The organism is Sphingobium sp. LMC3-1-1.1, assembly GCF_040676285.1.
Taxonomy (GTDB): Bacteria; Pseudomonadota; Alphaproteobacteria; order Sphingomonadales; family Sphingomonadaceae; genus Sphingobium.
The window spans coordinates 184,095-209,874 of the sequence record NZ_JBEGHQ010000034.1; the positions used below are offsets into that span (position 1 = coordinate 184,095).

Genomic DNA, 25,780 nt, shown 5'->3' on the forward strand with positions numbered 1-25,780 from the left:
AATCAGGCCGTCAACATCAGGCCCTCAACACCATGGATGCCGCGCACCGTCCCATTCGCGCGCCAGCCCTTCGGCCACCAGCACCTCGCCGATCGATTGACCGCCCCGCGTCACTACCCGCAATGCGCGCCCATAGCGGTCGGTCTCCCGGTCTCCACTCTCCAGAGAAAAAGGGCCGGCATTCATCAACTGTTGCAGTCTCTGCGTTGCCCGCACACCTAGCGCGGCTTCCTCGGCACAGCGCGGCCCGTGCGTTTCCGGCGCATCGATGTCCATGACCCGCACCTTTTCGCCATGGAACCAGAAGGTGTCCCCATCGACAACGCAATTGACGCCGCCGCCGACATGGCAGAAACCGAATTGCGCCGACAGGCTGTCCCTTGAGGCAGGCGAGGCGGGTTCATGCCAATGCTGCTGGACGCGTTGCAGCAGATCCGGCCCGAACCAGCCCAGCGCCGCGCCGACCAGCACCCCGCCGACGACCAGGACGGCAATGGACGGATATCCCCGCTTCCTGGGTCGCAGGCGCCCTCGACCAGCGCGGCCAGCCTCCGCCAGCCAGATTCGCTCCCCGCTCGCCTTCCCCGACCTTTTACCCATGACGCGCCCATAACGGGGAGCGCGCTTCCCGTCTCGTGCGAAAATCGTCCGATCCGACCGGGATCAAAGATCATTCGCGCAAACCGTTGGCCTGATCAGCAGGACCCTTGCTGACCCCGCCTATGCCGCATCCCGAACCGAACCCTAATCCTCGTCTTCGGTTGGCCCCAATATATCCTCCTCATCGTCCATCTGCGGTTCGCCGGCGAAGGCGTCATTGTCGATCCGGCCGGATTGGTTCATCTCCTCCATCCTCTCGACCAGATCGGGCGTGTCGTCGGGCAGGATCTGGGCCGGATTGGGCCGGCCGCCGCGCTCGCTGTCCTCGGCCAGATCCGTCGATCGCGCCCGCGCCTCATCGGCCACGTCCTGCGCCTGCGAACCCGCTTCGTCCTGTTCGCCATTCTCCTCGCCCGTATCGGGGAAGGGGCTGTTGTCGGATCGGTTCATGCTCTGTCTCCTTCCCCGCTCCAACGGCCGGCGGCCCGCCCCGTTCCCGCCCGGCAAAAGGCGCTGGACAGCATCCTGCGAACGGGGCAAGAGCCGCCACGATCCTTTTCGCCTCGTTCTGCACAAGGAACTTCCATGCCCCGCCAGCTCATTTCCTCCGGCTCGCCTTTCGAGGCGCAGGTCGGCTATTCGCGCGCCGTCGTACAGGGCGACTGGTGCTTCGTCGCCGGCACTACCGGCACCGATCCCGAAACCAGGGCCATGCCCGAATCCGTCGTCGACCAGGGCCGGAACGCGCTGAAGGTCATCGGCCGGGCGCTGGAGGAAGCGGGCTTTTCCTTCGCGGACGTGGTACGCGTCACCTATTACATCACGGACCCGGCCTATTGGGACGTGCTGGGGGAGGCGACCGCGCCGGTCTTCGGCGACCTCCGCCCCGCCGCGAGCTGCATCGTCACCGGCCTCATCAAGCCGGAGATGAAGATCGAGATCGAAGTCACCGCATATCGCGGGTAATTTGGGGGATAATGGCCATGCTGACCATGTACGGCATCAAGAATTGCGACACGATCAAGAAGGCGCGCAATTTCCTCGACAATAGCGGCAAGGCCTACGGCTTCCACGACTACAAGGTGTCGGGCGTCGACAAGACAAAGCTGGAGGAATGGGTGATGGAGCATGGATGGGAAACCATCCTCAACCGTTCCGGCACCACCTTCAAGGCGCTGGATGCGGGTGACAAGGCGCATATCGACGCGGAAAAGGCGGTGCTGCTGATGATGAGCAACCCCTCGATGATCAAGCGACCGATCCTGGACCTGGGCGACCGCACCATCGTCGGCTTCAAGGCGACCACCTATGAGGATGCGCTGGAGGGCGTGAAGGCATGATCCTGGGGAGGATGCTGCGGCCGGTCATCCATCGGACCGCCATCCTCCTCCTCACCCTGTTGATGGCGGCGCCTGTGATGGCAGAGACCGGGGCAGAACCCCTCATCATCGCCCATCGCGGCGCCAGCGGCGAGCGGCCCGAACATACGCTCGCCGCCTATGAGCGCGCGATCGATCAGGGCGCCGACTATATCGAGCCGGACCTGGTGCTGACGCGGGATGGCGTCCTCGTCGCCCGGCATGAAAATGAGATAGGCGGCACGACCGACGTCGCGGACCATCCGGAATTCGCCGCCCGCAAGGCCACCAGGACGATCGACGGGCAACAGGTGACCGGCTGGTTCACCGAGGATTTCACGCTGGCGGAATTGCGCACGCTGCGCGCTCGCGAGCGCCTGGCCGCGCTCCGTCCCGCCAACAGCCGCTTCAATGACCTCTATCCGATACCGACCTTCGAGGAGATATTGAAGCTGGTGCGAGCCAAGGAGGCGGAGACCGGCCGCCGCATCGGCGTCTATCCCGAAACCAAGCATCCGAGCTATTTCGCCGGCATCGGCCTGCCCCATCAGGCGCCCTTGCTCGCTCTGCTCAGCCAATATGGCTATCAGACGGAGGCCGATCCGGTCTTCATCCAGTCCTTCGAGGTCGGGAACCTCAAGGCCCTGCGCGCAGTGACCCGCCTGCGCCTGATCCAGCTCGTGGATGGGGAGGGCGGTCCGGCCGATGCGCCGGGCACGACCTATGCCGACATGATGACGACCAGGGGGCTGGAGCAGATCGCCGACTATGCCGACGGCATCGGCCCGCCGACAGCCATGGTGCTGGCGCCGGAGGGGCCGACCGGCCTTGTCGATCGCGCCCATCAGGTCGGGCTGCAGGTCCATGTGTGGACGCTGCGCATGGAAAACAGCTTCCTGCCCACGGCCTTCCAGCGTCCCGACGATCCGCAGGGCCGGGGCGATTTTGCCGGCTATGCAAGGGCAGTCGCCGGCACGGGCGTCGACGGCATGTTCAGCGATTTTCCCAGGCAGGCGCGCGAGGCGCTGAAGCCCGCGCTCTGATGGTTCATTCTCGCTGATGACTTGTCAAACCTGCGGCGGAAGCGAATAACAGCCTTATGCTTTCGCAGAAGACCCGTTACGCTATCCGCGCTCTCCAACATCTCGCAGACCGCTATCGCCAGGGTCCGGTGCCCTTGGGTGAGATTGCCACACGCCAGAATATCCCCTCCAAATTCCTGACCGTGATCCTGTCGGAACTGTCGCGCGAAGGGTTGGTCGCCACGCAGCGGGGGCGCGATGGCGGCTACTGGCTGGCGCTGGCCCCGGTCGACATCAGCTATGGCGACATCGTCCGGCTGACGCGCGGGTCGCTCGCGCTCACGCCCTGCGCCAGCCGCTTCGCGCATGAAACCTGCACCAACTGCCTGCCCGAATCGGAATGCCGCCTGCACCGCGTGATGCTTCGCGTACGCGACGAGACCGCCAAGGTGCTGGACAGCATCAGCCTGGCCGAACCCTTCGCGACGGAGGAAATGGGGTAAGAGGCTCGATCCGAGCCATTTCCGTTCCTCCCGCCGGATGCGAATGCCGGGCTCCTGCCCAAAGCCTTGCGCCGGACGCGCAGCTTCGCCACATCAACGCCATGACGACTCCACCCCTCAAAGCCACCCTGATCCCGGTCACTCCGCTCCAGCAGAATTGCACGCTGTTTTGGTGCACGGCGACCAATCGCGGCGCCTTCGTCGATCCTGGCGGCGACCTGCCGGTGCTCAAGAGGGCGGCCGAGCAGCAAGGTGTCACCATAGAGAAGATCCTCGTCACCCATGGCCATATCGACCATTGCGGTCAGGCGGGCATGCTGGCTCGCGACCTGGGCGTGCCGATCGAAGGTCCGCATGAGGCCGACCGTTTCTGGATCGACCGGCTCGATGAGGACGGTCGCAAATATGGCATCAATGGCGAGAGTTTCGAACCTGATCGCTGGCTGAAGGATGGCGACCGCGTCACGGTCGGCAATCTCACGCTCGACGTCTATCACTGTCCCGGCCATACGCCGGGGCACGTCGTCTTCCACCACGCCCCCAGTAAGCTCGCCATCGTCGGCGACGTGCTGTTCCAGGGTTCTATCGGCCGCACGGACTTTCCGATGGGCAATCATCAGGATCTGATCGACGCGATCACGGGCAAGCTATGGCCGCTGGGCAACGACACGGCTTTCGTCCCCGGACATGGGCCGATGAGCAACTTCGCCCATGAACGGCGCACCAACCCCTTTGTCGGGGATGCCGTGCTGGCCTGATCCCTACCGGATCATCGCCATGGCGGGCGGCGCCGGCATTGCGCGGGTCGCGCCATAGGCGACATAGAGTGCCGTCACCGCCATGCCGACCATCACCGCCCAGGTCAGCAGCGCCCCGCCCGCACGCCAGACGGTGGGCTTGTCCGCATCCATCCCAAATCCATGGGCGATTCGCGCCAGCACCAGCACCAGCGCCGCGATCCAAAGCCAGATCGACGCCCCGACCGCCAGTTCCACCAGGCCGAAGAGGATCAGTGTCACCGGCACATATTCGATGAAATTGGCATGCGCCCGCATCCGCTTGGCCAGCAGCGCACTGCCGCCGTCGCCATGCATCACCCGGTCGGAAATCCGGATTCGCGCGCAGCGCACGCCCAGCCACATGTTGAGCAGCGCGCAGGCCGCGGCCAGCGTCAGCGTTATCGGCAGCAACATCGGATTTACCCCCTTTTGTCGAGACGCCCGCAAGAATAGGGCGGCGGCCCGCCGGGGCAAGAAGGACTTGCGCATGGGCCAAAAAACGCTATAGGCGCAGGGCTTCGCGATCATCCGGGCCGCATGGGTCTGCGGCGCCGTTGGCGTCGACATCCATCGGATACGGCCAGTCGCACTAACAGATCAATTTATGGAATAAGGTGCCGACATGGCTGTCCCCAAGAGGAAAACGTCCCCGTCCCGCCGCGGCATGCGCCGCAGCCATGACTCGCTGCGCGTCGAGGCCTATCAGGAATGCTCGAACTGCGGCGAACTCAAGCGCCCGCACAATCTCTGCGACGCCTGCGGCCATTATAACGGCCGTGAAGTTGTCGCGGTCGGGGCCTGACGCTCAAGCATTTCTCCTGAAAAGGGTGCGTTAACTTGTCCAGCCAACCGCGAATCGCAATAGACGCGATGGGCGGGGATGAAGGCGTGCGCGTGATGATGGCGGGCGTGGCGCTCGCCCGTCGCCGTCACGAAGGGCTGCGCTTCACCCTTTTCGGAGACGAGGTGCGGATCAAGTCCGCGCTTGACAGTCATCCCAATCTGCGCGCCGCGTCGGAAATCGTCCACGCGCCTGATGTCGTGGATGCAGGGGACAAGCCCAGCGTCGCCATCCGCAAGAAGACCAGCTCCATGAGCATGGCGATCGCGGCGGTGAAGGCGGGAACCTGCGGCGCGGCCGTCTCTTCGGGCAATACCGGCGCGCTGATGGCGATGGCGAAGCTGGCGCTCCGTACCATGAAGGGCGTGGACCGGCCTGCGCTGGCCGCCATGCTGCCGACGCTGGGCGACAATGACGTGGTCATGCTGGACCTGGGCGCCAACACCGAATGCGACGCCCGCAATCTCGTCCAGTTCGCGGTGATGGGCGCCGCCTACGCCCGCATAGCCCTCGACCTTGAGCGTCCTCGCGTTCGCCTGATGAACATCGGCACGGAAGAGATGAAGGGCACGGAGGAGATCCGCGACGCCGCCGCGATCCTGCGCGCCGCGACCAGCCTGCCGCTGTCATTCGAGGGCTTCACCGAAGGCGACAAGATCGGCCGGGGCGATGTCGACGTCATCGTGTCGGACGGCTTTTCCGGCAATGTGGCGCTCAAGACGGCGGAGGGCACCGCCCGTTTCGTCACCGACCTGCTGCGCACGGCCTTCACCAGTTCGATTCGCTCGAAGCTCGGCTTCCTGATATCCAAGCCCGCAATGCACCTGCTGCGCCATCATCTCGACCCGAACAACCATAATGGCGCGGTTTTCCTCGGTCTCAATGGCGTGGTCGTGAAAAGCCATGGCAGCGCCAATGACAAGGGCGTCGCCAATGCCGTCCATGTCGCCGCCCGACTGCTGGAGGAAGACATCACCCGGCGCATCGCCGCCGACATGCACGGGATCGAGGGGTTGACTGCCCCCGCATCCAGGATGGAGCTGCCCGCAAAGTGATCCGCCGATCCGTTCTCCTGGGCACGGGTTCCGCCCTGCCGGTCCGCTCCGTCAGCAATACCGAACTGGCCAGGACCGTGGACACGAGCGACGAATGGATCGTGGAGCGCACCGGCATCCGCACGCGCTACATCGCGGGAGAGGGCGAAACCACCGCCAGCCTTGCCACCGATGCGGCGAAGGCGGCGCTGGAGGCTGCCCGCCTGTCGGCGCAGGACATCGATCTCATCATCCTGGCGACGGCCACGCCCGATCAGACCTTCCCGGCTACGGCCACCATCGTGCAGGCGGCGCTCGGCATCGATGACTGCGTCGCCTTCGACGTGGCGGCGGTCTGCTCCGGCTTCCTCTATGCCATCACCGTCGCGGACAGCATGATCCGGTCGGGCGCGGCCCGGAACGCGATCGTCATCGGCTCGGAAACCTTCAGTCGCATCCTGGACTGGGAAGATCGCACAACTTGCGTGCTCTTCGGCGACGGAGCGGGGGCGGTGGTGCTGGGCGCGGAGGAAAGCGCCGAAGGCAAGCGCGGCATCCTAGCCTCGAAACTCCATGCCGACGGCCGGCACAACCAGCTTCTCTATGTCGATGGCGGCCCCTCGACGACGCAGACCGTCGGCAAGCTGCGGATGAAGGGGCAGGAGGTGTTCCGCCACGCCGTCACCAATCTCGCCTCTGTCCTGACCGAAGTGATGGAGGCCGCTGGCCTTGCAACGTCGGAGATCGACTGGCTGGTGCCGCATCAGGCCAATGCCCGCATCCTTGACGCGACTGCGCGCAAGCTGAAGCTCTCGCCGGAAAGGGTGGTGATGACGGTCGACCGCCATGCGAACACCTCCGCCGCGTCGGTACCCCTGGCGCTGGACCTTGCCATGCGCGATGGCCGCATCCAGCCCGGCCAGCTGCTGGTGCTGGAGGCGATGGGCGGCGGCTTCACCTGGGGCGCCTGCGTCCTGCGGGTGTAAAGGGCCGCCGGGCACCGCGTTGCCATGTCGCGGATAAGGGGGTGGAAAAGCTTCGTTCCTTTGTCCCGATCCACCTGCCGATCACTCCCGCAACGACCGCCACATGCCTGATTCTGCCCCCGATGGACCGCATCTGCGTCCCCCATTCCGCCAAGCTCCCTTTTGGGACCGTTACCATGTCGATTTTTCACGGTTTTTTAAGGATTTCGGCGATCGATCATCTTGCCGAATCATTAGGAATCGCGCACATTATCGAGTGATCACCCGCGTTTAGGCTCGACGGGTGTCATGGTGGGGACATAGGATGAGCGGTAACGGAACTCTGACGCGCGCGGATCTCGCGGAGAGCGTGAACCGTCATATTGGCCTTTCGCGGGCAGAAGCGGCAACCCTGATCGAATCCATTTTGGAGCATATGTCCGCCGCGCTGGAACGCGGGGAAAATGTGAAGATTTCCAGCTTCGGCACCTTTGTCCTGCGCGACAAGACGCAACGCATGGGCCGCAACCCGAAGACGGGTGTCGAAGTGCCGATCGAACCGCGCCGGGTGCTGACCTTCCGCGCCAGCCAGACGATGCGGGACCGCGTCGCCTCGGCCTGAAAACGGCCCGCCAAAACGGCTATTTTCCCGAAGGTTGACCTTTGCGCCGCTAAGGGTGCAACATCATGACCATGGAAAAGGCAGAGGGCGCATTTCTGACGATCAGCGAGCTGGCAAGCGAACTTGATCTGCCGCAGCATATATTGCGCTATTGGGAAACCCGCTTCACTCAGTTGCGCCCGCTCCAGCGATCGGGCAATCGCCGCTATTACCGGCCCGCCGACGTGGCCTTGGTGCGGCGCATCAACCATCTGCTGAATGTCGAGGGCTTCACCGTGAAGGGCGCGCAAAAGGCGCTGGGCGAAGGCGGCGGCGATCCGGTGCGGACATCATCCGCGCCGCCCCGGGCAGGCCATGCCGAATCGACCCGGGGCGCCGATCTGCTTCCCCGGCTGGAGGCCATCCGCGCAACGCTGGCCAGGGCGATAGGCGAATAGCTCTATGCCGGTGGCGATCAGACCACCGGCGCTGCGTAGATCAGGTCGCGAAACGGCACGTTGCCGACCATGAAGACGGTCTCGCCTATCTCCACGAATCCATGCCGGGCATAGAAGCGCTGCGCCCGCGCATTGTCGGTATAGACCGCGAGCAACATGCGCCTTGCGCCGCGTTGCCGCGCTTCCTCCATCACCCGTGCCAGAAGAGCATCGCCATTGCCGCCGCCCTGCCAGCCGGAGAGGAGATAGATGCGCTTGAGTTCGAGATCGTCCTGCCGCGTTTCGACCGGCAGCCTGGGCGGCGCCAGCAGCGCATAGCCCACCGGCGCGCCCAGCGGGGTTTCCCCAATCAGCACCACCTGGTCCACATCGGCCAGCGCCGCGGCATAGAAATCCTCCCCATGGGCGGTCCGGACATGGGCAATCAGGGCGTCGCCCGGATGATCATAGGCAAAGCTGGCGAGGAAGGTTGCGCCGCCCAGCAGCGACAGTGCCGCGGCATCGCGCGGCTCCGCCCGTCGCCAGTGGATCGGCGTCATCGGCGCTACTCAGCGCGACCCCGGCCCCAGTGCCGGGTCCAGGTCGCGCGGCCGCGTGAAGCGGGCCAGGGTGGCGATGTTGGGCTTTGCCTCGCTCCAATGCGTGATGGGCAGGTCCATGACGGCGATGGAGGCGGTCGGGAACTTCACCTCCACATCCTCGCGCAGCGGGCTGGCACCATCATCGGGGACAAGGTCGAGGACCAGTTCCTCCAGCCCCGGATTATGCCCCGACATCAGCACGCTGTCGACATCGTCCGGCAGGTCGCGGATCACGTCGAACAGGGTGGGGGTGGAGGCAAGATAGATGCGCCGGTCCCAATGCGGATCGATCACCTCGCCATAGCCGGTGAAGAAGACATTGAGCGTTTCCACCACCCGCACCGCCGGGGAAGCGACCACCATGTCGAAACGGATATTCTGCGCCCTGGCGAATTCGCCCATCACCAGGGCCGCCTTTTCCCCCCGGCTGTTCAGCGGACGGTCGAAATCCCGCGCAACCGGATCGTCCCAATCGGACTTGGCGTGACGGAACAGGATCAACCGCTTCATTTTTGCTCCAGGTCGTGGGTGCCGGCGTCGAGTCCCTGAAGCCCTAGCGTTGCATTCCCGTTAAGACCAGCGCGGGATTGGCCGCTGACGGATATGATGGCCTCGTCCAGCGTCAGGCGGCGGATCGGCGTGCCGGGGGGGAAGGCGCTCAACAATCGGCTGGGCATGGCCGCGGACAGGATGACGAAGCTTCCCCGGTCCTCCGCCCGCCGGATCAGCCGGCCGAAGGCCTGCGCCATTCGCGCCCGGATCAGCCGATCGTCATAGGCGCTGCCGCCGCCGCCCTGATTGCTGGCCGCCAGCTTGCGCGCGGCATGCAGGACGGTCGGCTTGGACCAGGGCACCCCCTCCATCACCACCAGCCGCAGCGAATGGCCGGGCACATCCACGCCGTCGCGCAGCGCGTCGGTACCAAGCAGGGAGGCGCGGGGATCGTCGCGGAAAATGTCGATCAGCGTGCCCGTATCCATCGGGTCCACATGCTGCGCGTAAAGCGGCAACCCCGCCCGCGCCAGCCGGTCTGCGATCCGCGCATGCACGGCGCGCAGCCGCCGGATCGCGGTGAACAGGCCAAGCGTTCCGCCGCCCGCCGCCTCGATCAGCCGGGCATAGGCGCCGGACAGCGCCGCAATGTCGCCGCGCTTGATATCGGTGACGATCAGCACTTCCGACCGGCCCGGATAATCGAAGGGGCTGTTCGCCTCGAACCGCCCGGCCCCCCGCGGCAGGTGGTTGGCGCCGCTCCGGCTCATCGCATTGTCCCAGTCGCCGCCGCCCTTCAGCGTGGCGGAGGTGATCAGCACGCCTTGCGCCGGCTTCAGCACCGCCTGCGCCAGCGGGCGGGTCGGGTCCAGCCAGTGGCGATGGATGCCGATGTCATATTCTCGCCCCTCGATCCGCTCCACGGCCAGCCAGTCGACATAATCCGCGTCCGCCGGTCCACCGATCCGCGCCAGCAGCGCCAGCCAGGCCGTCACCAGATCGCGCCGCCAGCCAAGCGAGGCGATCGCCCCCTCGACCCGCGCCCGCGCCGCGCCGTCCAGCCAGTCGGGCGCTTCCTCGATCACCGCCTCCATCCGCTTGCCCAGATGGGTCAGGGGGCGCAGCAGACTGTCGAGCGCCTGAGCCGCCTCCTGTGCTGCCTCGACCAGCGTCCCGTCCGGTTCGGCCAGTTCCGTCTCCAGCCCATAGCCGGCATCCGCCTCGCCGCCGTCGGCCGCCCGCGCATAGACAGTGCCGCGCACCGCAGCGAGCAGCGCCTCGACCGGCCCGAAGGGTTCCCCGGCGACGACCCGCTTCAGCCATTCATCGGCCGGGAGCGCCCGTGCCGCGTCCGCCGCCGCCCTGATCGCCTCGCCGCCCTGTTCGTCATAGCTGGCAAGGTCGGACAGGCGCGCCGCCAGTCCGCGCCGCCGCCCGCGCGAATTACCCTCCGGCCCCATGACCCAGCGGCGCAGTTCGATCGCCTCCTGCCCGGAAAGCGCGACGGAGAAGGTCGAATCAGCCGCATCGAACAGATGATGGCCCTCGTCGAACACGATGCGCTGCGGCGCCTGTCCGGTCTCGCGCCCTCGCGCCGCATTGATCATCACCAGCGCATGATTGGCGATCACGATGTCGGCATCCGCCGATGCCCGCGTCGATCGCTCGATGAAGCATTTCCGATAATGGGGGCAGCCCGCATAGATGCACTCGCCGCGCCGGTCGGTCAGCGCCGTCGATCCGTTGCGCCGGAACAGCGTCGGCAACCATCCCGGCAGGTCGCCGCCGATCATGTCGCCATCCTTGGTGAACGCCGCCCAGCGCGCGACCAGATGCGCCAATATCGCCGCTCGCCCCGCAAAGCCGCCCTGCAGCGCATCCTCCAGGTTCAGCAGGCAAAGATAATTTTCCCGCCCCTTGCGCACCACCACCCGCTTCGCCGCCACGGCGGGATCGGGGAACAGGCGCAGGCTTTCCCGGTCCAGTTGCCGCTGCAAAGCCTTGGTATAGGTCGAAATCCACACCGTGCCCTGTGCTTCCCCGGCCCAGAGCGATGCAGGGGCGAGATAGCCCAGCGTCTTGCCGATCCCCGTTCCGGCTTCCGCCAGCAGCATGTTGGGCTGGTCGCGATGCGCCCTGGGGTGGAACACCTCCGCCGCTGCGGCGGCATAGGCCTGTTGCCCCGGCCGCGCTTCGGCGCCAGTGCCGGTCAATTGCTGCAACCGCGCCACCACTGCATCGGATTGCAGCGATATGGTGCGCGGGGCGGGGCGGGGCGGGTTTTCCTCCCATTCGGGCAGCTTGGAAAAGAGCCAGCGCTCCGCTTCCTTCGGCCGGGCAATGCGCGGCGCCACCAGCGGCGCCCAGGGCCAGCGCAGCCGGTGCAGCGATTGCGCCGCCGTCCAGCCGCCCTCGCGCTCGATCCATGCAGGGGATTCCAGCATCGCCAGCAGCGCGCCGGTCGCCGCCTGCAACAATGCGGGAATATCCGATTCACTGGCCGGACGAGGCAGGTTCAACGCTTCCGCCAGCCCCTTGGGCGTCGGCACAAGAAAGCGCGCGGGATGGATGAAGGCCCATAGTTCCAGCAGGTCCAGGCCATTGAGATCGGGATAACCCAGCCGTTGTCCGGTCAGCGGCGCGTTCAGCAGCAGCGTCGGCGTCTCGGCCGTCCGCGCAATGGCCGTGCCCTTGGGAACGGCCGCGGTCCGATCCCCCTCCCTGATCCAGATGCCGCCATGGCTGGCATGCAGGGCGGGCAGGGCGGCGGGATCGATCACCCGTCCCGCTTAGGACAACGGGAACAAAAGGGAAACCTGAAAAGCGCGGAATTCAGCTGAAGCGACGGCCAAAACCGCCCGCCGGTCGCGGTGCCGGCGACCGCGGCGCAAAGGCCGTCGGGGCAAGCTGCGCCGCCCGTGCAATCTCCAGCCGGTCGAATAGCGGTCCGTCCGTCAGCTCATAGGGAAAGCGGATGCCCATGCGATCCTCTTCGGACCACTGCACCGTGGCGAAAACGATATGGCCGTCATAGTCGATCTGGCACTGGCTGCGCACCGGCAAGCCGCAGCCCGCAATCTGGGCGCCGCCTTCGCTCAGGTCGACGATGGTTCCTTCAAGGCTGTCGAGCACGGTCGTCACGACGACGGGTATATCGACGGCTATTCTTTGACGGCTGCGCGGCTGCATGGTCCCTCCTGAGCTGTGTGAAGGGCTGGCCTGACCATGAGGCGGATCGGTCGGGCGGTCTGTCGCGACCTGGCCAGTACCCGACAAGCCTTGCCGTTCCGCAACCGCGTCATGGTCACACCAGCTCTAAGCTCCCGATAAATATAGGTCATCAGGGTTAATCAAAGTTAAACATCGGGTCTCGAAAAGCGCCGTTCATCTCCATTTCGGCACCTGGAACCGCTGCCTTGCATCCGGTCTGGACATTGATCGACGTTAACGCCGGCTTTGCCGATCCGCTTTCCATCATGTTGTTTTCCGATTCGTCAGATGTTTCCAACGGCCGCGAAAATGCTTAGGGGGACGCATCATGACCGTGTCCGAAAACATCCGCACCGCCGCGCAGGCGTCCAAGGCCTGGCCCTATGAGGAAGCCCGCAAGCTCCTGAAGCGCTATCAGAACGGCGCGCCTGAAAAAGGCCATGTGCTGTTCGAAACGGGGTATGGCCCCTCGGGCCTGCCGCATATCGGCACGTTCAACGAAGTGCTGCGCACCACCATGGTGCGCAACGCCTTTCATGCGCTGTCGGACGTGCCGACCCGCCTGATTGCGTTCAGCGACGATATGGACGGCCTGCGCAAGGTTCCGGACAATGTGCCCAACCAGGCGATGCTGGCGCAGCATCTGGGCAAGCCGCTGACGCAGGTGCCCGATCCGTTCGGGAAATATGAAAGCTTCGCGCATCACAACAATGCGATGTTGCGGGAATTTCTCGACCGCTTCGGCTTCGACTATGAATTCGTCTCCGCGACGGAGCGCTACAGGTCCGGGGTTTTTGACGACGCACTGAAGAATGTCCTGCGCCATTATCAGGATATCATGGACATCATGCTGCCGACGCTGCGCAAGGAACGGCAGGCGACCTATTCGCCGGTCCTGCCGATCTCGCCCAGCAGCGGCATCGTGCTTCAGGTGCCGGTCGAGGTGATCGATGCCGACAAGGGCTTGGTCCGCTTCGAGGACAACTCTGTTCCGGGGGGCGAGGTGATCGAGCAGTCGATCCTGTCCGGCGCCGCCAAGCTGCAATGGAAGGTCGACTGGGCGATGCGCTGGGTCGCACTGGGCGTCGATTATGAGATGGCGGGCAAGGATCTGATCGATTCCGTCACGCAAAGCTCGAAGATCTGCCGCGCCCTGGGTGCCCGCCCGCCCGAAGGCTTCAATTACGAGATGTTCCTCGACGAAAAGGGCGAGAAAATCTCCAAGTCCAAGGGCAACGGCCTCAGCCTCGAGCAATGGCTGACCTATGGCCCGCAGGAGAGCCTGGCCTTCTACGCCTATCGCGAGCCGAAGAAGGCGAAGCAGCTCCACATGGGCGTCATTCCCCGCGCGGTCGACGAATATTGGCAGTTCCGCGGCAATTATCCGGGCCAGCCGGTGGAGCAGCAGCTCGGCAATCCGGTCCACCATATCCATGATGGCAAGCTGCCGCAGGGACGCCTGCCGGTGACCTTCGGCCTGCTGCTGAACCTGGTCGGCGTGATGGGCGACGCCAGCCGCGAACAGGTCTGGGGCTATCTCCAGAATTATGTCGCGGATGCCAATGCCGAAAGCTATCCGGAGCTGGACGCGCTGATCGGCCACGCGCTGGCCTATCACCGGGATTTCGTCGCCCCGACGCTCAAGCGCCGCGCGCCCACCCAGAGCGAAGCCGCCGCCCTGCGCAAGCTGGACGCGGAACTCGCCGCCCTGCCCGAAGGCGCCACGGCGGAGGATATCCAGAATATCGTCTATGCTATCGGCAAGGACGAAGCCTATGGCTTTGCCGAGCTGCGCGACTGGTTCAAGGCGCTATACCAGACACTGCTGGGTGCCGACCAGGGGCCGCGCATGGGCAGCTTCATCGCGCTTTACGGCGTGGAAAACAGCCGCCGGCTGATCGGGGAAGCACTGGCCGCCTGAACGGGGGACGGCGGAACATAACGGGGCGCCGGGCGTTTCGGCATATGGTCCACCCCCTTTCGGACTGATGGCGCGCCTGGCGCGTGCCATCGGCCGCGCCCGCCCGGAAACGAGCGGCGCGGCCAAGGGGTGCAGGCTGGACCATCGGCGCCTTGGCGCCAAAGGAAACGGCCTCTCGACATTCGTCGGGGGCCGTTTCGTCATTGAGGCTTGGATTGGGCAGGCTCGGATTGAGCTTTGGAGCGGCGATCTGATCGATCCAGATCGCCGCTCCAGCTTCCCTGCTTTCCGCGGTTTCTGATCAGCGACCAGTTGCGCGTGCCTGGAAACCGCTCTGCTGCTTACCAGAAGAAGCCGCGATGCACTTCCATCACCCGGCCGGTCCGCACATTGACCAGCAGCACGTCGTTATAATGCCTCACCCACCGCAGGTTCACGCCGGGGCGCGGCAGGCGATAGCGATAGGGATCGGCGATATAGTAGCGCGAGCTGTAATAGGTCGGCCGAAGCCGCGCGCCGACCTCCCAGCGGTTGTAGCGGAACGGGGCGCGCCAGTTGCCGCCGCGATAGACGTCACGGTGCGAACGGCGGTAATCGCGCCAATCCTCCCGCAATTCCTGCCGCGCCTCGCGCACGTCGCGCCGCTCTTCCCGCACGTCGTGCCGGCTGCCATAGCGCTCGGCATCGCGCAGGTCGCGCTGTTCGTGGCGCAGATCACGGGCGCTGTCGCGCACCTCGGCGCGAGACTGGGCCATGGCGGCGCCCGGCATCACTGTTACGGCCATCAGGCCCAAGATAATGAATTTACGCATAGGTCTTCTCCCATTGCCTGGTGGCTGAAGTCCGGTGGGGAGAGGGTAACTTTCCCGCGCCCCGCCGGTTCCGCCGACCACGAAGACAGATATGCACCCGGTCACCTGAACATGTCGGGAATGAAACGGTCAGGAATCAGTCATTTATGTCGCACTTTGTATCAGCATCCGTGGCACTCAGGGCTTCCAGGGACGCTCGCGAAACCATTTGGTGGCGACATATTTGACGCCCCGCTCCACCGGACGCGCGGCGTGCAGGCTGAGGAGGTTGGGCGATCCATCCCGCTCCATATTGTTCCACATCAGCAGCATGCCCTCGACAGGCGGGACCATGAATTCGCAATGGGGGAAATGCGTTTCCCCGCCCGCCTCCACCGGCGACAGGTAGATCATCGCCGTCCAGCTGCGCTGCCCGCCGGATTTCATCATGGCCGGCCAGTAACTGGCGGTCACCGGGAAATAGTCGCAATGCGCCTTATATTCCTGTCCGGGCTGATAGCGCTGCCCCTGCAGGGTTTCGCCATGCTCTCCGGCCAGGCCCATCAGCGCGCAGATCCGGTCGCTGATCCCGCTGACCAGCGGGCTCCAGGGGCTGAGATGGCAGCTTGCGCTGGTGCGGTAATCGGCATTGGCGCTGCCTGAAAACAGGGTGGAGGGCTGCGCGCCCGCATCGATCAGTTCCCGCAGGCCGTCGCATTCCTCCGCGCTCAGAAATTCCTGCCGTCCATAGATTTCGAGTCTTGGCGTATCGATCCGGCTGACCATCGGATTACGGTCCAGCCGCGCCCGCACCATCTCTCCGATCCGCGCCCGTGCTGCGGAGGCGACCCCGCCATCGTCAACAATCTCGCTCATGCCGCTCTCCTGCCACCGTGCGGGCGTTCGGCGCAAATGAAAAGGGCCCGGAACCTCCCGGCTCCGGACCCAGTGTTTCCTGAAGGCCAGTTCAGGAGCGCCTGTCTTCCGGCGTTACCAGAAGAAATCGTGGATCACGTCGACCACATAGCCGTCGCGTATGTCGACCAGCAGCGCATCGTCATAATAGCGGACCCAGCGCAGCGAGCCGTAGGCAGGCGGCAGGCGGTAATAATAGGGATCGTCGATCCAGTAGCTGTTCGAATAGAGCAGGCTGTTCAGGTAGATCCCGATCGAAAAGCGCGAATAGCCATAGCCCCAGCCGCTTGGCGCATAATAGCGGCCGATCCGGTAACGGTCGCCATAGCGGGAGCGATAGCTGTACCAGTCATAGCGGCGGTTGTTGCGCCAGCCATTGTCCCAGCGCCTCTGCCCCTGCCACCGTGTACGGTCGTCAAAGCGCGCCCCGCTGTTCCAGCCCGGGTTGCCGCCGTTCCAACGCCGGTCGCCATTGTTCCAGCGCCGGTCGTCGCGCCGGTCCCGATCATTCCGGTCCCGATCATTCCGGTCCCAATCCCGCCGACCGTCCTGCCCGTTGCGCCGATCGCGGTCGTTCCAGTCGCGGCCGTTCCTGTCGTCGCCGCGCGGGGATGTCTCGAACCGCTGCTGGTCGCGGTTCCAGCGGGTGACCGTGGCCGGCCCTTGCGCGTTCGGCCGCGCATTGTTGCCACGCCATTGCGGCTGCGCGGCCGGTGCCGGCGGCGGGGCGGCCGGCGCCTGCTGTTGCTGCCAGCGCTGCTGCCGCATCTCGCCGCCACCTTGCCACTGGCGCTGCGCCTGTCCATTGCCGGATCCGCCACGGCCGCCTTCCGGGCGTCCCGCCCGTTCGCCGCCGCGGCCGCGCCAGCCGCCATCATCGCCCCGTTGGGCATAGGCCGGGGCGATCCCGCCCAGAACCGTCGCGGTCATCAAGCCCGCCAGCATCATTTTCCTCAACATGCCGTTCGCCTTCATCTTGCGGGGCCATTCGCCCCTCATAATCCGCTTTTAAACGGGGGGCGATGTCGTGATGCTGAACTTGACTGTCAGCGATCTGAAAGAATCCGCAGCCTGCGGCGGGACGCACTCTGCGCCGAACTGCCGGGAAATATAACCAATGTTATAAGGAAAGCTGATCCAGATCAGTGCGGTGCTCGATAAACCCCCTTAGGGATGCGGGGTGACGATAACGCCCACTGCCGGCAGCGCTCGACAGGCCCTGCGTCAAGCGACGATGGAAAGCCATCAGCGAGTCGATGATCTGTTCTCGCGCTTTTCGCTGGACGACCAGCCCGGCTATGCCGCTTTTTTGAGGGCGCATGCCCGCGCGCTGGCCCCGCTGGAGGCCATGATCCGGCCGGACGCGCCGCGCCTGCCGCAACTGGCGCAGGATCTTGCGACTCTGAACGAAACGCTGCCCGCGCCGCTTGCTGCGCCGACACCCCCTTCCGATGCCTATCGCTGGGGCGTCCGCTATACGCTGGAAGGATCACGGCTAGGCGGGGCCATGCTCGCCCGCCGCGTCGGCTCCGGCCTGCCCCGCGCCTATCTGAGCGCGGCGCATGAAAAGGGCGGCTGGGCGGCCTTCCAGCGCCGGCTGGACGCCGCCGCTGCCAAGGGCGGCAGGACATGGATCGACGAGGCGATTCGCGGTGCCAGTGCGGCATTCGATCTGTTCGCGGCGGCGGCCCTCGAAATGGCGCCGCTTCATGGCTGATGGCGATATTCTGGCTCAGGATTTCGCCGTCGACCTCGACAATTGCGACCGGGAACCGATCCATGTGCTCGGTACGGTCCAGCCCTTCGGTTTCCTGATCGCGCTGACCGCCGACTGGCTGGTGTCGCGCGTATCCGCCAACAGCGCCGACCATATCGGCCTTTCGCCAGAGCAGATGCTGGGCCAGCCGATCAGCGCGATCTTCAGCGGGGAGGCGGTCCACTCCCTGCGCAACCGCATCACCTTGTTGCGCGGTCCCGACGCGGTCGAGCGCATCTTCTCGCTCACGCTGATAGACGGCATCGCGCCCTTCGACGTGGCCGTCCATTTCTCCGGCTCGCTGGTCGTGATCGAGGCGGAACCGGCGTCCCGCGACGAGATGGAGGCGAGCAGCACGGTCCGCTCCATGGTGTCGCGGCTTGGCCAGACGCAGGGCATGGCGGCCTTCCTGCGGGACGGCGCGCGCCAGGTGCGGGCGCTGACCGGCTTCGACCGGGTCATGGTCTATCGCTTCGCGGACGGTGGCGATGGGGAAGTGGTCGCCGAAGCTCTGCGTCCGGGCGTCGAGAGCTTTTTCGGCCTGCATTATCCCGCGTCCGACATACCAGCGCAGGCGCGGGCGCTCTACCTGCGCAACATCTTCCGGGTAATCGCGGATGTTCGGGCAAAGCCGGTTCCCATCGTGCCGCAGCTCGATCCGTCGGGCGCGGCGCTGGACATGTCGCTCTGCCTGACGCGGGCGGTTTCGCCGATTCATATCGAATATCTCGGCAATATGGGGGTGGGGGCCTCGCTCTCCATCTCGATCGTCGTCGAAGGGCGGCTCTGGGGCCTTTTCGCCTGCCACCATTATGGTCCCCGCCTGCCTAGTTTCGCGCAGCGCAGCGCGGCCGAATTGTTCGGCCAGATTTTCTCGATGATGCTCGAAAATCGGGAACGGAGCGAAACCGCCGCCTATGAGGGCAAGGCGCGGCAGGTCGCTGACAGGCTGATGTCGGCGGTGGCGCAGGACCATGACCTGCTCTCCAACGCCCGCTGGTTGGGCGACGTGATCTTCGACACCATCCCGGCGGACGGCGTGGGCGTATATATCGACGGCCAGATGGCCTTTTCCGGCCTTGCCCCCGACCAGCGGAGCTTCGCCGCCATCGTCGCCATGCTGAACCGGGCGGCGGCTGGCCAGGTCTTCGCCACCGAAAATCTGTCGCGCCTGTTGCCTGAAGCGGCTGCCCATGCCGATCGTGCGGCCGGCCTGCTCGCCATCCCGCTTTCGCGCCGCCCGCGCGACTATGTGGTGCTTTTCCGGGCGGAACAGCTTCGCTCGGTACGCTGGGCGGGCAGTCCTGAAAAGCATGTCGAATATGGCCCCAACGGCCCGCGCCTGACGCCGCGCAAGAGCTTCGAGGAGTGGTCGGAACTGGTGCGCGGCACGGCGACGCCCTTCACCGCCGCCGAACTGCGCGTCGCGGAGGCTCTGCGTACCGCGCTGCTGGAGGTCATATTGCGCCTGTCCGATTCCGCGCATGAGGATCGGCGGAAGGCGCATGAAAAGCAGGAATTGCTGATCGCGGAACTCAACCACCGCGTGCGCAACATCCTCTCGCTGATTCGGGGCCTGCTGTCCCAGACCCGCGACAGCGCCCAGTCGATCGACCAGTTCATCGACACGCTGGAAAGCCGCGTCCATGCCCTGGCCCGGGCGCACGACCAGATCACTGCGGACCGCTGGGCGCCCGCCCGGCTCTACGATCTTATCGAGGTGGAATCGGCCGCCTATCTGGGTGCGCGGCGCGACCGGGTGACGCTGACCGGCCCCAACGTCCTGCTGACGCCTGCCGCCTTCACGGTGCTGGCGCTGGTGATTCACGAATTGCTGACCAACGCCGCCAAATATGGCGCGCTGTCCGACAATGGCAGCGTCACCATCGACTGGACCGTCGATGCTGATGGCAGCTTGCTGCTCGATTGGCGGGAAAGCGGCGGGCCCGCCGTGCTCGCGCCCACGCGCCGGGGTTTCGGATCGACCGTGATCGAACGGTCCATCCCCTATGATCTCGATGGCCGGGTGGAGGTGCATTACCGCCTTTCCGGGCTGGAGGCGCACTTCTGCATCCCCTCCGCCCATGTCGCCTCCGTCCTGCCCGACGTCATCGGCGCCGAACGCGCCGGCATTGTCCACGCGCCCGCGCCGACCCTGCTCAAGGGCCGCAATGTGCTGCTCGTCGAAGACAATATGATCATCGCCATGGACGGCGAGGATGCGTTGCGCGACCTGGGGGCCGAGGTGATCACCGCCGCCAGCGTGAGCCGCGCGCGGGAGGCGATCGCAAACCATGAGGTCGACCTGGCCGTGCTGGACTTCAACCTGGGCAATGAAACCAGCCTTCCCGTGGCGGAACTGCTGGCGGAAAAGGGCATCTCCTTCCTCTTCGCCACCGGCTATGGCGATGGGCTGGAGCTGCCCGATCGCTTCGACGACGTGACGCTGCTCAAAAAGCCCTATTCCGGCGCCACCCTGGCCCAGGCCATCGCCCCCGTCCTTTAGGACGGATCGACTCAGCCCTGACGGCCTGCAAATGGCGACTTTCCGTGCTTCCGGTGCTCACGTACTGGAAGTACGCTGCGCGCCGGGTCACGAAAAACCACCATTTTCGGCTCGTCATCATCTGAATGTCGATCCGTCCTAGCCGTTTCGTACAGAGGCTGCCCTGGCATCCGCCCGAAACAATGCGTTTCCCCGGTTCCGCTTGCGTCGCGGCTGCGTCCATCCGATCTATCGGGGATGAGACAACCGACATTGTTCATTCCCCATGGCGGCGGCCCCTGCTTCTTCATGGATCCCGCCGACCCTGAAACGCCGCATTGCGACCCGATGTGGCAGCCGATGCAGGATTATCTGGCGGGCATCATCGCCAACCTGCCGGAACGTCCTCGCGCGATCCTGCTGGTCTCCGGCCATTGGGAGGAAAGCCGCTTCACGGTCCATGACGGGGAAAGGCCCGGCCTGCTGTTCGACTATTACGGCTTCCCGCCGCACACCTATACGCTCCACTGGGATGCGCCGGGCGCGCCCGCATTGGCCCGCCGCGCGGCCGATCTGCTGGAACAGGCAGGTTTCCAGACCGGCACGGAGGAAGCGCGCGGCTGGGACCATGGCGTCTTCATCCCGATGAAGGTGGCGCTGCCGCAGGCCGACATTCCCGTCGCCCAGCTTTCGCTTCACCACGGCCTTGACCCCGAAGCGCATATCGCCGCCGGCCGGGCGCTGGAGCCCCTGCGCGACGAGGGCGTCCTGATCGTCGGTTCGGGCCTCAGCTTCCACAATCTGCGGGTGCGCGGCGCGCAGGCAACCGGGGCGGCGAAGCTTTGGGACGACGCCCTGACCGACGCCGTCACGGACCCTGACCCTGCCGGCCGGGCGCGACGCATCGCCGCCTGGACCGATCTGCCCCATGCCCACTTCGCCCATCCGCGTGAGGAACATCTCCTGCCGCTGATGGTCGCTCTGGGCGCGGGGGGCAGGGATGCGGCCGTGCGCGACCATGCCAGCACCGTGCTGGGCTGGGCCGTTTCAGGCTATCGCTTCGGCTGATTCTGTAGCGCCGGAACCGCTTTCGCCGCCTCCTCCGGCGTGATGCCCGATGGCGGCACGGCGTCCACCACTTCCTCGCCGCGCATCACCCTGCCGGCACGCTGGATCGCGCCGCGCAACCGGGGATAGATGCCGCACCGGCAGATATTGGTGATCGCGGCGTCGATTTCCTCATCGCTCGGATCGCCCGACCGCCGCAGCAGTACCGAAGCTGCCATGATGACCCCGGGAATGCAGTATCCGCATTGCGAGACATTGTCCGCCGCGAACACCTGTTGGAGTGGATGGCCGCGATCAGGTGACAGTCCCTCTATGGTGGTGACGAACTTCCCCTCGGTCGCGGCGATCGTCACCTGGCAGGACCGGACGGCTTCGCCATCTATGTCGACCGTGCAGGCGCCGCAATCGCCGGTGCCGCAGCCATATTTCGTGCCGGTCAGGTTGGACGCGTCGCGCAGCGCCCAGAGCAGCGGCGTGGCCGGGTCCATGCGATATTGGACGGGCCGGTCGTTGACGGTGAACTTCGTCATTCCGCGCTCTCTTCCTCGACCTGATGATAGAGGACTTCGTTGCGGATGTGGATGGTCCGCGAGGCAAGCCGGATTTCCTGGATGAAAGTGCCGAACGCTGCCGCCTGCAACACCATCGCCAGGCTGAACAGGATCGCGATCGGCGTGCCCAGATGCGAACCCAGCAGATTGGCGGCGAACAGCAGGATGACGACCAGACAGACGGCGCAGGCCGACGCCACCGACAGGAAGATCGCGCCGTTCACCACGCTCATCCGCCGGTCCAGCACGCGGATTTCGCTGACCATCCGGTCATGTTCCTTGCCGCGGGAGCCGAGGATCTTTTCCTCCACCACCCGCGCCCGGTCGATGATGCGCGCAAGCCGCCCGACGCAGACGTTCAGGAATGCGCCAATGCCGGTCAGCAGGAAGACCGGGGCCAGCGCAAGCTGGATGGTCTGGGCGACCTGGGAAACCTGGGGGAGTGCGATCATCGTGTCAAAGCAGCGCAGAGCAAGGAAAATGGCAAGAGGCGAAATGATGGCATGGGGCGCACGCCATCAAGGCATGAGGAAATCATGCGCCTGCGACGGCAGGAATCCAGTTCGAACGCAGGAGGCGCCACCGGACGGAGGGAGCCGGACTCCTGCCCTCGCAGGAGTGCGGCCTCATCCATACTCCCTCAGGCCGCGCCCTTGGCGGGGGTGTTGACCCCCATCGACTTCAGATATTGCCGGATATTGCGCGCCGCCTGGCGCAACCGCTGCTCATTCTCGACCATGGCGATGCGCACATATCCCTCGCCATCCTCGCCATAGCCGACGCCCGGCGCGACCGCGACCTTGGCATGGGTCAGCAGCTGCTTGGAAAATTCCAGACTGCCCATATCCTTCAATGCAGGCGGCAGTGGCGCCCAGGCGAACATCGAAGCGCGGGGGGCGGGAATGTCCCATCCTGCCCGGCCAAAGGCCTCCACCATCACGTCACGGCGCTTGTGATAGAGCTCGCGATTCTTCTGCACGATGTCCTGCGGCCCGTTCAATGCCGCGCAGGCGGCCGCCTGGATCGGCGTGAACGCGCCATAATCCAGATAGGATTTCACCCGCTTCAGCGCCGCGATCAATTGCCGGTTGCCCACGGCAAAGCCGATGCGCCAGCCCGCCATGGAATAGGTCTTGCTGAGCGAGGTGAACTCGACCGCGACGTCCTTCGCGCCCGGCACCTGCAGGATGGAGGGCGTCGGATTGCCGTCATAATAAAGTTCGGAATAGGCAAGGTCGGACAGCACCCAGACCTTGTTCTCCTTCGCCCAGGCGACCAGCCGCTCGTAAAAGGCAAGATCGACCGTCTCTGCCGTCGGGTTGCTGGGATAGCCGACGACCAGAATGGACGGGCGCGGCACGGTGAAGGCCATTGCCCGCTCCAGCGACTGCCAATAATGCTCGTCCGGCGTCGTCGGCACGGACCGGATCGTCGCCCCCGCGATGATGAAGCCGAACATGTGGATCGGGTAGCTGGGATTGGGCGCCAGCACGACGTCTCCCGGCGCGGTGATCGCTGTGGCCAGGCTGGCCAGCCCCTCCTTCGACCCCATGGTCACGACGACTTCCGTCTCCGGGTCCAGATCGACGCCGAAGCGGCGGCCGTAATAATTGGCCTGCGCTTTCCGCAGCCCCGGAATCCCCATCGACTGGGAATAGCCGTGCGCGCTCGGTTTCTGCGCGACCTCGCACAGCTTGGCGATGACATGGTCGGGCGGCGGCAGGTCGGGATTGCCCATGCCCAGGTCGATAATGTCCTCCCCCGCGGCGCGCGCGGCGGCCCGCATCGCGTTCACTTCAGCGATGACATAGGGCGGCAGGCGCTTCATGCGGTAGAATTCTTCGGACATTTGGGGCTTTCCTGAAAGCTCGCTGTGAGGAATAGTGCGTGACGCGCATTCGTCGCGTCACCATCCGGCTATAACCCGCCAGCCCGTGACACGCCAGAGAAAGCGGCAGACCGGACCATGCCAGGAGGAGGAAGGTGGCCATGAAGGAACAGGATGTCATGGAACCCCATCTCCCCACGCTTCAGGACATGCAGCAATGGACCCAGGTGCTGGGCCGCGCTCAGCAATTGCTGCTGGAGCAGGCGGCCGGCGCGACCGGGCGTACGCTGCCCTTCGATCCGGAAGCGGTGGCGCGCATCCAGACCAGCTTCGCCGATGAGGGGCTTGCCCTGTGGCAGCGTTTCCTGACGTCGGGTGGGCTGCTGCGTGACCAGCCGGAGCCGCCGCCTTCGGGCAGTCCCGCGGCGGCCCGCGACCGGCGCTTTGCCGACCCGGCCTGGACGGAGCATCCCTTTTACGACCTCATCCGGCAGAGCTATCTGCTGCTTTCCGACTATCTGATGCGCATGGCCGATGCGGTGGACGGCGTCGATCCCCGGCAAAAGGCCAAGCTGCGCTTCGCGACCACCGGCCTGCTGGACGCGATCGCGCCCAGCAATTTCCCGCTGACCAACCCCATGGTCGTGCAGAGGACGATCCAGAGCGGCGGCGAAAATCTGGTCAAGGGCCTCAAGCACATGCTGGCCGATCTGGAAAAGGGCCAGCTCAGCCATACCGACGGCACGGCGTTCGAGGTGGGGCGGAATATCGCCTCCACGCCGGGCAAGGTGATCAAGGAAACCCCGCTCTACCAGCTCATCCATTATGCGCCGACGACGGGAACGGTGATGGAAACGCCGCTGCTGATCTTCCCGCCCTGGATCAACCGCTTCTACATTCTCGACCTGTCGCCGGAAAAGAGTTTCGTCAAATGGGCCGTGGATCAGGGGCTCAGCGTCTTCCTGGTGTCGTGGAAATCGGCTGACGGCTCGATGAAGGACCTGGTCTGGGACGATTATATCCTGAACGGCCAGCTCGATGCGATCGACACGGTGCGCGACCTGCTGGACGTGCCGAGCGTCCACACCATCGGCTATTGCGTCGCGGGCACCACGCTCGCCGCCACGCTGGCGCTGCTGGCGGCGCGGGGGGAGGCGGACAAGGTCGCGAGCGCCACCTTCTTCACCGCCCAGGTCGATTTCAGCAAGGCCGGCGACCTCGCCCTGTTCGTCGATGACGAGCAGATGAAGATGGTGGAGCAGCTTTCCTCCGGCGGCTTCCTCGACGGACGCTACATGGCCGCGACCTTCAACCTGCTGCGCGGGCGCGACCTCATCTGGAACTATGTGGTCAACAACTACCTGCTGGGGCAGGATTATCCGCCCTTCGACCTGCTCTACTGGAATGGCGACACCACCAACCTGCCCGCGCGCTGGCACAAGGATTATCTGACGCAGCTCTACCGCGACAATCTGCTGGTGCAGCCCGGCGCGATCAGCGTCGCGGGCACGCCCATCGACCTGCGCCAGGTCAGGACGCCCGCTTATGTCCAGGCCGGACGTGAAGACCATATCGCCCCGCTGGAAAGCGTGTGGAAGCTGACCGAGCATTTCTCCGGACCGATCCGCTTCCTCCTCGCGGGTTCGGGGCATATTGCGGGCGTGGTGAACCCGCCCGCGGCCGGCAAATATCAATATTGGAGCTGCGACGAATCGCAGCCGACCCTGGCGGCGTTTCTCGCGCAGGCGAGGGAGACCAGGGGCAGTTGGTGGCCCGACTGGATCGAATGGATTCGCGGACAGACCCCCGCCACGGTGCCGGTGAAGGGTGCCCGCCGCCCCGGCAAGGGCCGACTCAAGGCGATCGAGGACGCGCCCGGCCGCTATGTGAAAAGCCGCTAGTTCCTTCCTGCTGAACGGTTTTTGCGGCAGCCCGCCTTGCCGGGGCGACGGGCCGTATATGGCAAATTTGTTGCACTGCACAAAAACGCTTGCAATGGCGATGCGATGCCTATATTGTGC

Annotated in this window: 29 protein-coding genes; 16 read left to right on the forward strand and 13 right to left on the reverse strand. The window is 65.3% G+C overall.

The genetic code is table 11. From position 1 onward, the window contains the following. Window positions 1-24: 24 nt before the first annotated feature. Both MRBLMC3_RS17065 and MRBLMC3_RS17070 read right to left on the reverse strand, forming a co-directional pair. Window positions 25-600: a thermonuclease family protein gene (locus MRBLMC3_RS17065; RefSeq protein WP_363830714.1), complete on the reverse strand. Its 576-nt coding sequence runs from the start codon at window positions 598-600 to the stop codon at window positions 25-27. Between the two features lie 144 nt (window positions 601-744). Beyond that, complete coding sequence (locus MRBLMC3_RS17070) at window positions 745-1,050, reverse strand: hypothetical protein (RefSeq protein WP_363830717.1); 306 nt, start codon at window positions 1,048-1,050, stop codon at window positions 745-747. Between the two features lie 135 nt (window positions 1,051-1,185). On the opposite strand from MRBLMC3_RS17070, the gene MRBLMC3_RS17075 reads away from it, so the two are divergent. From MRBLMC3_RS17075 to MRBLMC3_RS17095, 5 genes are all read left to right on the forward strand, one after another. Next, the gene (locus MRBLMC3_RS17075) at window positions 1,186-1,566 is read left to right on the forward strand and encodes a RidA family protein (RefSeq protein WP_133653550.1); all 381 of its coding nucleotides are present in this window, start codon (window positions 1,186-1,188) and stop codon (window positions 1,564-1,566) included. A 17-nt stretch (window positions 1,567-1,583) separates the two neighbouring features. Further along, window positions 1,584-1,940, forward strand: a complete 357-nt coding sequence (locus MRBLMC3_RS17080; RefSeq protein WP_363830720.1) for an ArsC family reductase — start codon at window positions 1,584-1,586, stop codon at window positions 1,938-1,940. Then, window positions 1,937-3,001 carry a glycerophosphodiester phosphodiesterase gene (locus MRBLMC3_RS17085; protein WP_363830723.1) on the forward strand — a complete coding sequence of 355 codons (1,065 nt, stop codon included), beginning with the start codon at window positions 1,937-1,939 and terminating at the stop codon, window positions 2,999-3,001. The genes MRBLMC3_RS17080 and MRBLMC3_RS17085 overlap by 4 nt, the downstream gene beginning before the upstream one ends. A 56-nt stretch (window positions 3,002-3,057) precedes the next feature. Continuing rightward, window positions 3,058-3,483: an RrF2 family transcriptional regulator gene (locus MRBLMC3_RS17090; RefSeq protein ID WP_363738713.1), complete on the forward strand. Its 426-nt coding sequence runs from the start codon at window positions 3,058-3,060 to the stop codon at window positions 3,481-3,483. Window positions 3,484-3,584: 101 nt separating this feature from the next. After that, on the forward strand, window positions 3,585-4,241 hold the full coding sequence (locus MRBLMC3_RS17095) for an MBL fold metallo-hydrolase (RefSeq protein WP_363738715.1): 657 nt from the start codon (window positions 3,585-3,587) through the stop codon (window positions 4,239-4,241). A 3-nt stretch (window positions 4,242-4,244) separates the two neighbouring features. On the opposite strand, the gene MRBLMC3_RS17100 is transcribed toward MRBLMC3_RS17095, so the two are convergent. Continuing rightward, window positions 4,245-4,676 carry an MAPEG family protein gene (locus tag MRBLMC3_RS17100; protein WP_363755597.1) on the reverse strand — a complete coding sequence of 144 codons (432 nt, stop codon included), beginning with the start codon at window positions 4,674-4,676 and terminating at the stop codon, window positions 4,245-4,247. A 208-nt stretch (window positions 4,677-4,884) separates the two neighbouring features. Between MRBLMC3_RS17100 and rpmF the strand changes: the two genes are divergently transcribed. The 6 genes from rpmF to MRBLMC3_RS17130 all read left to right on the forward strand — a co-directional run bounded on the left by rpmF (window position 4,885) and on the right by MRBLMC3_RS17130 (window position 8,161). Next, window positions 4,885-5,064, forward strand: a complete 180-nt coding sequence (rpmF, locus tag MRBLMC3_RS17105) for a 50S ribosomal protein L32 (protein WP_013848214.1) — start codon at window positions 4,885-4,887, stop codon at window positions 5,062-5,064. 68 nt (window positions 5,065-5,132) lie between these two features. Then, window positions 5,133-6,158: a phosphate acyltransferase PlsX gene (plsX, locus tag MRBLMC3_RS17110; protein WP_363738961.1), complete on the forward strand. Its 1,026-nt coding sequence runs from the start codon at window positions 5,133-5,135 to the stop codon at window positions 6,156-6,158. Further along, on the forward strand, window positions 6,155-7,123 hold the full coding sequence (locus MRBLMC3_RS17115; RefSeq protein ID WP_363830724.1) for a beta-ketoacyl-ACP synthase III: 969 nt from the start codon (window positions 6,155-6,157) through the stop codon (window positions 7,121-7,123). The genes plsX and MRBLMC3_RS17115 overlap by 4 nt, the downstream gene beginning before the upstream one ends. A gap of 41 nt (window positions 7,124-7,164) precedes the next feature. After that, window positions 7,165-7,383: a hypothetical protein gene (locus tag MRBLMC3_RS17120; protein ID WP_363830727.1), complete on the forward strand. Its 219-nt coding sequence runs from the start codon at window positions 7,165-7,167 to the stop codon at window positions 7,381-7,383. A 44-nt stretch (window positions 7,384-7,427) separates the two neighbouring features. Next, the gene (gene ihfA / locus MRBLMC3_RS17125; protein ID WP_007687990.1) at window positions 7,428-7,724 is read left to right on the forward strand and encodes an integration host factor subunit alpha; all 297 of its coding nucleotides are present in this window, start codon (window positions 7,428-7,430) and stop codon (window positions 7,722-7,724) included. Window positions 7,725-7,795: 71 nt separating this feature from the next. Continuing rightward, window positions 7,796-8,161, forward strand: a complete 366-nt coding sequence (locus tag MRBLMC3_RS17130; RefSeq protein ID WP_363830841.1) for a MerR family transcriptional regulator — start codon at window positions 7,796-7,798, stop codon at window positions 8,159-8,161. A 17-nt stretch (window positions 8,162-8,178) separates the two neighbouring features. Here MRBLMC3_RS17130 and MRBLMC3_RS17135 read toward each other — a convergent pair whose 3' ends face one another. The 4 genes from MRBLMC3_RS17135 to MRBLMC3_RS17150 are packed head-to-tail and all read right to left on the reverse strand — an operon-like array spanning window position 8,179 to window position 12,423. After that, a complete protein-coding gene (locus MRBLMC3_RS17135) occupies window positions 8,179-8,700 on the reverse strand; it encodes a GNAT family N-acetyltransferase (protein WP_363830730.1) in 522 nt (173 codons plus the stop codon). A gap of 9 nt (window positions 8,701-8,709) precedes the next feature. Next, complete coding sequence (locus MRBLMC3_RS17140) at window positions 8,710-9,252, reverse strand: SixA phosphatase family protein (protein WP_363830733.1); 543 nt, start codon at window positions 9,250-9,252, stop codon at window positions 8,710-8,712. Continuing rightward, window positions 9,249-12,014: an ATP-dependent DNA helicase gene (locus tag MRBLMC3_RS17145; protein ID WP_363830735.1), complete on the reverse strand. Its 2,766-nt coding sequence runs from the start codon at window positions 12,012-12,014 to the stop codon at window positions 9,249-9,251. The genes MRBLMC3_RS17140 and MRBLMC3_RS17145 overlap by 4 nt, the downstream gene beginning before the upstream one ends. Window positions 12,015-12,066: 52 nt before the next feature. Beyond that, window positions 12,067-12,423, reverse strand: coding sequence for a PilZ domain-containing protein (locus MRBLMC3_RS17150; RefSeq protein ID WP_363830738.1), 357 nt, complete (start codon window positions 12,421-12,423; stop codon window positions 12,067-12,069). A gap of 349 nt (window positions 12,424-12,772) precedes the next feature. Between MRBLMC3_RS17150 and MRBLMC3_RS17155 the strand changes: the two genes are divergently transcribed. Then, window positions 12,773-14,365, forward strand: coding sequence for a lysine--tRNA ligase (locus MRBLMC3_RS17155; RefSeq protein ID WP_363738729.1), 1,593 nt, complete (start codon window positions 12,773-12,775; stop codon window positions 14,363-14,365). Window positions 14,366-14,706: 341 nt separating this feature from the next. On the opposite strand, the gene MRBLMC3_RS17160 is transcribed toward MRBLMC3_RS17155, so the two are convergent. From MRBLMC3_RS17160 to MRBLMC3_RS17170, 3 genes are all read right to left on the reverse strand, one after another. Further along, window positions 14,707-15,177 (reverse strand): RcnB family protein, encoded by a 471-nt coding sequence (locus MRBLMC3_RS17160; protein ID WP_363830741.1) that lies wholly within the window; start codon window positions 15,175-15,177, stop codon window positions 14,707-14,709. A 177-nt stretch (window positions 15,178-15,354) separates the two neighbouring features. Further along, window positions 15,355-16,032 carry a prolyl hydroxylase family protein gene (locus MRBLMC3_RS17165; RefSeq protein WP_363755601.1) on the reverse strand — a complete coding sequence of 226 codons (678 nt, stop codon included), beginning with the start codon at window positions 16,030-16,032 and terminating at the stop codon, window positions 15,355-15,357. A gap of 114 nt (window positions 16,033-16,146) precedes the next feature. After that, complete coding sequence (locus MRBLMC3_RS17170) at window positions 16,147-17,031, reverse strand: RcnB family protein (protein ID WP_363830744.1); 885 nt, start codon at window positions 17,029-17,031, stop codon at window positions 16,147-16,149. 274 nt (window positions 17,032-17,305) lie between these two features. On the opposite strand from MRBLMC3_RS17170, the gene MRBLMC3_RS17175 reads away from it, so the two are divergent. The 3 genes from MRBLMC3_RS17175 to MRBLMC3_RS17185 all read left to right on the forward strand — a co-directional run bounded on the left by MRBLMC3_RS17175 (window position 17,306) and on the right by MRBLMC3_RS17185 (window position 21,380). Then, window positions 17,306-17,788, forward strand: coding sequence for a biliverdin-producing heme oxygenase (locus MRBLMC3_RS17175; protein ID WP_363830747.1), 483 nt, complete (start codon window positions 17,306-17,308; stop codon window positions 17,786-17,788). Continuing rightward, window positions 17,781-20,333, forward strand: a complete 2,553-nt coding sequence (locus tag MRBLMC3_RS17180; RefSeq protein WP_363738737.1) for an HWE histidine kinase domain-containing protein — start codon at window positions 17,781-17,783, stop codon at window positions 20,331-20,333. The genes MRBLMC3_RS17175 and MRBLMC3_RS17180 overlap by 8 nt, the downstream gene beginning before the upstream one ends. A 237-nt stretch (window positions 20,334-20,570) precedes the next feature. Then, window positions 20,571-21,380 (forward strand): DODA-type extradiol aromatic ring-opening family dioxygenase, encoded by an 810-nt coding sequence (locus tag MRBLMC3_RS17185; RefSeq protein ID WP_363830750.1) that lies wholly within the window; start codon window positions 20,571-20,573, stop codon window positions 21,378-21,380. Here MRBLMC3_RS17185 and MRBLMC3_RS17190 read toward each other — a convergent pair. The 3 genes from MRBLMC3_RS17190 to MRBLMC3_RS17200 all read right to left on the reverse strand — a co-directional run bounded on the left by MRBLMC3_RS17190 (window position 21,365) and on the right by MRBLMC3_RS17200 (window position 23,780). Continuing rightward, window positions 21,365-21,910, reverse strand: a complete 546-nt coding sequence (locus MRBLMC3_RS17190) for a (2Fe-2S)-binding protein (protein WP_133653533.1) — start codon at window positions 21,908-21,910, stop codon at window positions 21,365-21,367. The genes MRBLMC3_RS17185 and MRBLMC3_RS17190 overlap by 16 nt on opposite strands. Then, window positions 21,907-22,383 carry a DUF2721 domain-containing protein gene (locus MRBLMC3_RS17195; protein ID WP_363830754.1) on the reverse strand — a complete coding sequence of 159 codons (477 nt, stop codon included), beginning with the start codon at window positions 22,381-22,383 and terminating at the stop codon, window positions 21,907-21,909. Before MRBLMC3_RS17195 ends, MRBLMC3_RS17190 begins: the two co-directional genes overlap by 4 nt. A 188-nt stretch (window positions 22,384-22,571) precedes the next feature. Then, window positions 22,572-23,780: an LL-diaminopimelate aminotransferase gene (locus MRBLMC3_RS17200; protein ID WP_133653531.1), complete on the reverse strand. Its 1,209-nt coding sequence runs from the start codon at window positions 23,778-23,780 to the stop codon at window positions 22,572-22,574. A 140-nt stretch (window positions 23,781-23,920) separates the two neighbouring features. Between MRBLMC3_RS17200 and MRBLMC3_RS17205 the strand changes: the two genes are divergently transcribed. Then, window positions 23,921-25,660, forward strand: coding sequence for a PHA/PHB synthase family protein (locus MRBLMC3_RS17205; RefSeq protein ID WP_363830757.1), 1,740 nt, complete (start codon window positions 23,921-23,923; stop codon window positions 25,658-25,660). Window positions 25,661-25,780 lie beyond the last annotated feature (120 nt).